Below are 7,641 nucleotides of genomic sequence, written 5' to 3'. Positions count from 1 at the left end.
GCCCCCCGCGGCGTACTGTCAGGCAGTCGCTTCGGCCGTGCCGTCGGCCCTGTTCTCGGCCGGCCTGCGATGCCGGCCGTGAGGGGCCGAATCGGCCTCGTGCGCCGAGACCGGGCCCCGGTGGCGGCCGTGTCCGGCCGTCTCCTGGAAGTCGGCGGACGGCGCCTGCATGGTGCTTGTGTCGCTCATCGGAAGAATTCACCCCGTCAACATGATCTTTCTTTACAGCCGGGCGATTTTATCCGGCACACCGCGGGGCGAATCCAGGCGGCCACGCCAACCGCCGCTACTTCGTTACAAGTCGGCCGAGCGGGGCCTGTTGCAGGGGCACGGGACGGGCGGCGACGGACACCGGCTCCGCCGAGCTCCCGCCCGACGCGCCCGCACCGGACGCCGTCGCCTCGTACGGCGTGCCCCCGTACGCCACCGCCCCGTACGGCGTCGCCTCGTACGCCACCGCCCCGTACGGCGTCGCCTCACCGGGGTGTCGGGGGGAGGCGGACGCGGCGTTCCCCGCAGTCGCAGTCGCAGTCGCAGTCGCAGTCGCAGTCGCAGTTGCAGTTGCAGTTGCAGTTGCAGTCTCGGCCTCGGTTGCGGCGGCGGGTGAGCCCATGGCGGGAGCCGTCAGCGGCGCCACCCCGCAGGGTTCCGCCGCAGTGGCGTACGGCAGCCGCAGCACGCCGTCCGGCGTCCACATCCCACTGCCCGTCAGCCAGCCCTCGGGCGCGGCCAGTTGATGCAGCCGGCGTTCCGTCGGACGCCACACGCCCACCCAGGCGCCGAAGGGGCCGTCGATGCGCAGAGCCACCGCGCACGCCTCCGGCAGAAGGACCTGACCCGGCTGGATCGCGAAGGGCGTCAGCGCGAGGCCGGGCGGCCGCAGGGATTCCGGGAAGCGGACCGGCAGCATGCTGCCCACGACGCCCCAGCCCAACCGAGGCTCTCCCGGCGAAGCGGCGTCCGAGCTGATCAGCAGCAGTCCGCTGTCCGGGTCGGCCAGCAGCAGACGGTCGTCGCTGTCGGCGGAGATCTGCAGCAGCGGCGACACCTCACCGTCGCGCTCCAGGTCCACCACGACGGCCTTGGTCCGCCCGCCGGCCTCACGGTCCAGCGCGAGCATGCGGCCGGTGCGGTCCAGCCACACCCCGCCGGAGCACCGGCCGGGGATCTCGGCGACGTGCTCGGGGCCGAAGGCGCCGCCCGCGACCAGCCACACGGCCGTCGTCCAGGGGCCTACGGCGAGGGCGTACGCGCGCTCGCCGCAGGGGGCCGGCGGGAGCAGGCGCAGCTCGACGCCGTCGTCCGGGCACTCGACGGCGCCCAGCGGCAGCTCGCCGGTGCCGGGTCCGGTCGGGTACAGCAGGGAGAACGCGTGCCGTCCGTCGGTCGCCCGCCGGATCAGGACCCGGCCGTCGGCCATCGGCTGGACCTCCGTGCCGGGCTCCTCCGGCTGGTTGCCGGGCAACGGCACCGCGTACGGCTCCGGGCCGTCCAGGGTCCAGCGCTCGGGGAACAGCGAGTCGCCGTCGCGGGCGAGGCGTGCGGCGTAGGCGCCGTTCGCGGTCAGCACACAGGACGCGGGGGGCGCGGCGCCGTATCCGTCGCCCGGTGTCCGCGGCGGCACATGCCGTACAGGCGCCGCCCATGCCATGTGGAGGGACGCCGTCACGCGCCGACCCGAGAGCTCGGAGTACTCGGAAGGCTCGGCGGCATAAGGCGGGCAGTCGGCGGAACGGTCCCTCGGAGCCTCCAGGAGCTCCGGTGTCTCCGACAGTTGCGGAGCCTCCAGGAGCTCTGGAATCGCCGGCAGCTTCGGGTGCTGCAGCACCTCCGGGCGCCTCAACAGCTCCGAGGGCCGCAACCCGTCCGGGGGCCGCAACCCGTCCGGGGGCCGCAACAGGTCCGAGGGCCTCAACAGGTCCGGAGCCCGCAGAAACTCCGCCCCCTCCCGGTCCTCCGGGGCAGCCCCGTCTTCCGGGTCCGCTCCGTCTTCCGGGTCGGCCCCGTCTTCGGGGTCCGCTCCGTCTTCCGGGTCCGCCCCGTCTTCGGGGTCCGCTCCGTCTTCCGGGTCCGCCCCGTTTTTCGGGGTCTCCCGCTCCTCCCCGTCCGCCGCGGTGGGCTCGATCGCACAGGCCGGCATCGTCATCGTTCCGCCACCTCCGGCGACGAAGCTAGTTTTCGCACGCACGGGCGTGGGACCCACGGGCGGTCTTCTTCCCTCGTAAGAGTGGTGCAGAAGCGATTCGCCTGAGGGTCGCGGAAGGCGTGTGCATGCCGAGGCAGCGGTACCTCCCCGCAGAACGGCCAGGTAGCCTTTCGTTCGTGCCCCGTCTGTCTGAAGTCATCGCCGCGCTGGACGATCTGTGGCCCTCCGAGCGGGCCGAGTCCTGGGACGCGGTCGGCACCGTCGTGGGCGATCCCGACCAGGAGGTCTCCCGGGTTCTCTTCGCCGTCGATCCCGTCCAGGAGATCGTCGACGAGGCCGTGAAGCTCGGCGCCGGCCTGCTCGTCACCCACCACCCGCTCTATCTGCGCGGTACGACCACCGTCGCGGCCTCCACGTTCAAGGGCCGCGTCGTGCACACCCTCATCAAGAACGACATCGCCCTGCACGTCGCGCACACCAACGCCGACAGCGCCGATCCCGGGGTGAGCGACGCCCTCGCCGGCGCGCTCGGCCTGCGGGTCACCGGGCCCCTCGTGCCCGATCCCGGCGACCCCGCGGGGCGGCGCGGCCTCGGCCGCGTCTGCGAGCTCGACCACCCGCTCACCGTCCGCGAACTCGCCGCCCGCGCCGCGCAACGGCTGCCCGCCACCGCGCAGGGCATCCGGGTGGCGGGCGACCCGGATGCGATCGTGCGGACCGTCGCCGTCAGCGGCGGCTCCGGGGACAGCCTTTTCGAGCAGGTCCGGGCCGCCGGCGTCGACGCCTTCCTCACCGCTGACCTGCGCCACCACCCCGTCTCCGAGGCTCGCGCCCACAGTCCTCTCGCGCTGCTCGACGCGGCGCACTGGGCCACCGAGTGGCCCTGGTGCGAGCTGGCCGCCGCCCAGCTCGACGAGATCTCCGACCGGAGGGGATGGGACCTGCGGGTCCACGTCTCCCGTACGGTCACCGACCCCTGGACCGCCCACGCGGCGTCCACCGCCACCTCTAGCTCAATGGGAGCCCCCAACTGAACGCCGAGCCCGCCGACCAGATCCGACTCCTCGACGTCCAGGGCCTCGACGTCCGACTGCAGCAACTCGCGCACAAGCGCAGGTCCCTGCCCGAGCACGCCGAGATCGAGTCGCTGACCAAGGACCTCACCCAGCTGCGCGACCTCCTCGTGGCCGCCCAGACCGAGGAGAGCGACACCGCCCGCGAGCAGACCAAGGCCGAGCAGGACGTCGACCAGGTGCGCCAGCGCGCAACCCGTGACCAGCAGCGACTGGACTCCGGCGCCGTCACCTCCCCGAAGGACCTCGAGAACCTGCAGCGGGAGATCGTCTCCCTCGCCAAGCGCCAGGGCGACCTCGAGGACGTCGTCCTGGAGGTCATGGAGCGCCGAGAGAGCGCCCAGGAGCGGGTCGCCGAGCTGACCGAGCGGGTCGGCTCCGTGCAGGGGAAGATCGACGACGCCACCGCGCGCCGCAACGCCTCCCTCGAGGAGCTCGACGGCGAGGCCGCCACCGTCACCAAGGAGCGCGAGGTCGTCGCCGCCTCCCTGCCGGCCGACCTGCTCAAGCTCTACGACAAGCTGCGCGAGCAGCAGGGCGGCATCGGCGCGGCCAGGCTCCAGCACCGCACCTGCCAGGGCTGCCGCCAGGAGCTGGCCATCACCGACATCAACGAGATCCGCTCGGCCGCGCCCGACACGGTCGTACGGTGCGAGAACTGCCGTCGCATCCTCGTGCGCACGTCCGAGTCGGGGCTGTAACCGGTAAGGGGCCTGCATCGTGCGGGAGTTCATCGTCGAGGCCGACGGGGGGTCGCGGGGCAACCCGGGGCCCGCGGGCTACGGCAGCGTGGTGATCGACGCGACGACGGGGGAGACGCTCGTCGAGCGGGCCGAGTTCATCGGCGTCGCCACCAACAACGTGGCCGAGTACCGGGGTCTGGTGGCCGGACTGCGCGCCGCCCGCGAACTCGACCCTTCGGCCAGGGTGCGCGTCCGCATGGACTCCAAGCTGGTCGTCGAGCAGATGTCGGGCCGCTGGAAGATCAAGCATCCCGACATGAAGCCGCTTGCGGCGGAGGCGGCCAGGGTGCTCCCGCCCGGGCAGGTCTCCTACGAGTGGATCCCCCGCGAGCAGAACAAGCACGCCGACCGCCTCGCGAACGAGGCGATGGACGCGGGCAAGCGGGGCGAGCAGTGGGACGAGGGCGCCTCACGCGCCGCGCTCGACGCCCGGTCCGCCCCCGCCCCGGCCGCCCCCGCGTCGGCCGACCCCGAGCCGTCCGGCCCGCCCGGTGACGCAGTCGCGGGCGCGGCGAAGGCCCGCGAGGCCATGCTGCGGGCGTCTCGGTCCCGTGCGACGACGGAAAGAGTTTCGGAAGCGACTGCGGAAGCGACTGCGGCGGGTGCGGAAGCGGCGCTGCGCGATGGTGAAGCGGAAACTGTTGCGGAAGGCGTTGCGGGCGCGGCCGCGGGAAATCGCGTGGAAGCGGTTACGGAAGGCCGTTCCGGAGCCGTAGGGGAAACAGGTCGGGAAGCGGTTGCGCACAGCGGTTCTGGAGCCGCCGAGAAAACGGGCTCGGAAGCGGTTACGGAAGGCCGAGCGGCCACAGCGCCGGGAACTCGTGCGGAAGCCGTTGCGGAAGATGTGCGGAGAACCGTTGCGGAAGCCGTTTCGGAGCCCCGCGTCAAGACCGGCGACGACGTGCGGGCTGCCCGCACAGTCGCTCGGTCCACCGCAGATGCCGCGGCTTCGGCCCCCGCCGGACCCGCTCCTGCCCCGACCGCCGCTGCCCCCACCGTCGCCGGACCCGGTGCTGCTCCGACCCCTGCTGCCCCCACCGTCGCCGGACCTGCTGCCGCCCCGACCGTCGGCTGGGGTGCCGCGCCCGATCTCGGGGCGCCCGCGACCTTCGTGCTGCTGCGACACGGTGAGACGCCGCTGACTCCGCAGAAGCGGTTCTCCGGCAGCGGCGGCACCGATCCCTCGCTCTCGGACGTCGGCAGGGGACAGGCCGAGCGGGTCGCCGCGGCGCTCGCCCGGCGTGGCACCGTGCAGCACATTCTCGCCTCTCCGCTGGCCCGTACCCGTGAGACGGCCGGCATCGTGGCAGCGCGCCTCGGTCTGGAGGTCACGGTCGAGGACGGGCTGATCGAGACGGACTTCGGCGCCTGGGAAGGGCTGACCTTCGGCGAGGTCCGCGAACGTCACCCGGACGACCTCAACGCCTGGCTGGCCGACCCTGAGGCCGAGCCGACCGGCGGCGGCGAGAGCTTCGCGGCCACCGCGGTCCGGATCGCCGCCGCCCGCGACCGACTGGTCGCCGCATACGCGGGCCGCACGGTTCTGCTGGTCACCCATGTGACCCCGATCAAGACCCTTGTGCGGCTCGCCCTGGGCGCACCGCCGGAGTCCCTGTTCCGCATGGAACTGTCGGCGGCCTCGCTGTCGGCCGTGGCCTACTACGCGGACGGGAACGCGAGCGTTCGGCTCTTCAACGAGACGTCCCACCTGCGGTCCTGAGGTCGGACGCGCTTCTGGGAGTGGACGCGGTCCTGGGGTCGGACGCGGTTCTGGGAGTGGACGCCGTCCTGAGGTCGGACGCGGTTCTGGGAGTGGACGCCGTCCTGAGGTCGGAGGCGCTTCTGGGAGTGGACGCGATCGCGGGGGCGGACGCGGTCCCGGAGGCGGAGGACCCGGCTCCGAGGGCGCCCGCAGTCCTGAGGGCCGACGCGGTGCGGGCGAGCCCCTCGATCCGCGGCCAGTCCCGGTTCGCGACCGCGTCCGCCGGAACCATCCAGCTCCCGCCCACGCAGCCGACGTTGGGCAGCGCCAGGTACTCGGCCGCGTGCGTCGGGCCGACGCCGCCCGTCGGGCAGAAACGGGCCTGCGGAAGCGGTCCGGCGAGCGAGCGCAGATAGGCCGTGCCGCCCGCCGCCTGCGCAGGGAAGAACTTCATCTCCCGCACGCCCCGTTCCAGCAGCGCCACGACCTCGGACGCCGTCGAGACCCCGGGCAGGAAGGGCAGCCCCGACGCGAGCAACGCGGTCAGCAGGACGTCCGTCCAGCCAGGGCTCACCAGGAACCGGGCCCCGGCCGCCCCGCACGCCGTAACCTGCTCCGGCGTCACCACCGTGCCGGCCCCGACGACGGCCTCCGGCACCGCCCCGGAGATCTCCCTGATCGCGTCGAGCGCGGCCGACGTCCGCAGGGTCACCTCGATGGCGGGCAACCCGCCGGCCACCAGTGCGCGGGCCAGCGGCACCGCGTCGGCGGCGTCCTCCAGCACCACGACGGGCACGACGGGGGCCGGGACCAGATCCATTACCGAGGCAGCCGCCGAGGCGGGCGCAACGGCGGACGCAGGTGAGGGGGCAGGTGAGGTCATGCGCCTCATCCTGCTCCGGGCATGCAGGGTGCGCAAAGGTCATTGCGCATGCTGCAACGCGCCGATGGGGCAGTGCTGCTGGGCGGCAGGCGGCGGCCGGCGGACAGGTGTGCCCGGCCCGGCGCCTCCACGCCCGGCGCCGTCCAGTCCCGCCCTGCCCTGTCCTATCCCGCCTCCATCCCGTCCCGTCCCATCCCGTCCCGTCCCGTCCTCAGTGCACCTCGTCCACCAGGACGTCCAGTGTCCGGGGCGTGCCCGACCGGGCCGGGGCCTGCTCCTCCACCACGTATCCGAGGTCCCGTAGGGCCTCCACGAGCTCCGCCGGGCCCTTAGGGGCGATCCCCGCCGTCAGCAGGCTCCGTACGATCCGCCCCTTCGTCGCCTTGTTGAAGTGGCTGACGACCTTCCGTGTCGGCGCGTGCAGCACCCGCACGCTCGCCGTCCGCGCCGCGACCTCGCCCTTCGGCTTCCACGCCGCCGCGTACGCCGCCGATCGCAGGTCCAGCACCAGTCCGCCCCCGGCGGCCTCGGTCAGCGCGGACTCCATCGGCGTGCGCCAGTGCGCGCCCAGGGCCCCGAGCCCCGGCAGCCGTACGCCCATCGAGCAGCGGTAGGACGGGATCCGGTCCGTCACGCGGACGGCGCCCCACAGCCCGGAGAAGACGAGGATCGACCTGGCGGCGCGCCGCTTCGCCGCCGCGTCCAGCGAGGCCAGCCCGAGGGAGTCGTACAGGACGCCGGTGTAGATCTCCCCGGCCGGGCGCGCACCCGCCGTCCGCAGCCGTGTGTTCTTCGCGATCTCGCCGCGCAGCCCTTCGCTCAGTCCGAGCACCTCGCGTGCCTTCTCCTCGTCGGCCGCGCACAGTTCGACCAGCTCGTCGAGGACGGCCTCACGGGCCGCGCCGAGCCCCGGCAGCGACAGGGCCTCCGGCTTGAGCGGGGCGCCGCGTCCGGAGGACGCCTTGCCTTCGGAGGGCGGCAGCAGGACCAGCACGGGACATCTCCTTCGATAGAGCTCTGCCGCGTCAGCGTACGGCGTGCCGCACAGTCACCCTCCGCCCCGCGACGCGCTGTGAGACGGCCGCGGTCCACGG

General features: G+C 73.4%; 6 protein-coding genes and 1 pseudogene. 3 read left to right on the top strand and 4 right to left on the bottom strand.

Annotated elements, in window-relative coordinates:
* Positions 1–18 precede the first annotated feature (18 nt).
* Positions 19–189, bottom strand: coding sequence for a hypothetical protein (locus tag ACN6LD_RS12990; protein WP_319191772.1), 171 nt, complete (start codon positions 187–189; stop codon positions 19–21).
* A 97-nt stretch (positions 190–286) separates the two neighbouring features.
* The gene (locus ACN6LD_RS12985; protein ID WP_445043224.1) at positions 287–1,651 is read right to left on the bottom strand and encodes a hypothetical protein; all 1,365 of its coding nucleotides are present in this window, start codon (positions 1,649–1,651) and stop codon (positions 287–289) included.
* Positions 1,652–2,322: 671 nt separating this feature from the next.
* Here ACN6LD_RS12985 and ACN6LD_RS12980 point away from each other — a divergent pair.
* The 3 genes from ACN6LD_RS12980 to ACN6LD_RS12970 are packed head-to-tail and all read left to right on the top strand — an operon-like array spanning position 2,323 to position 5,682.
* Positions 2,323–3,180, top strand: coding sequence for a Nif3-like dinuclear metal center hexameric protein (locus ACN6LD_RS12980; RefSeq protein WP_319191773.1), 858 nt, complete (start codon positions 2,323–2,325; stop codon positions 3,178–3,180).
* Positions 3,177–3,920, top strand: a complete 744-nt coding sequence (locus ACN6LD_RS12975; RefSeq protein ID WP_319191783.1) for a zinc ribbon domain-containing protein — start codon at positions 3,177–3,179, stop codon at positions 3,918–3,920. Before ACN6LD_RS12980 ends, ACN6LD_RS12975 begins: the two co-directional genes overlap by 4 nt.
* A 19-nt stretch (positions 3,921–3,939) precedes the next feature.
* The gene (locus ACN6LD_RS12970) at positions 3,940–5,682 is read left to right on the top strand and encodes a bifunctional RNase H/acid phosphatase (RefSeq protein ID WP_445043220.1); all 1,743 of its coding nucleotides are present in this window, start codon (positions 3,940–3,942) and stop codon (positions 5,680–5,682) included.
* A 184-nt stretch (positions 5,683–5,866) separates the two neighbouring features.
* On the opposite strand, the pseudogene eda reads toward ACN6LD_RS12970, so the two are convergent.
* Positions 5,867–6,547, bottom strand: a pseudogene (gene eda / locus ACN6LD_RS12965) (bifunctional 4-hydroxy-2-oxoglutarate aldolase/2-dehydro-3-deoxy-phosphogluconate aldolase); the annotation flags it as partial.
* A 211-nt stretch (positions 6,548–6,758) separates the two neighbouring features.
* Complete coding sequence (gene yaaA / locus ACN6LD_RS12960) at positions 6,759–7,541, bottom strand: peroxide stress protein YaaA (protein WP_319193435.1); 783 nt, start codon at positions 7,539–7,541, stop codon at positions 6,759–6,761.
* Positions 7,542–7,641 lie beyond the last annotated feature (100 nt).

The sequence above is a fragment of the Streptomyces sp. SAS_272 genome (assembly GCF_052543235.1).
This window is presented reverse-complemented; position numbering and strand designations above follow the sequence as displayed.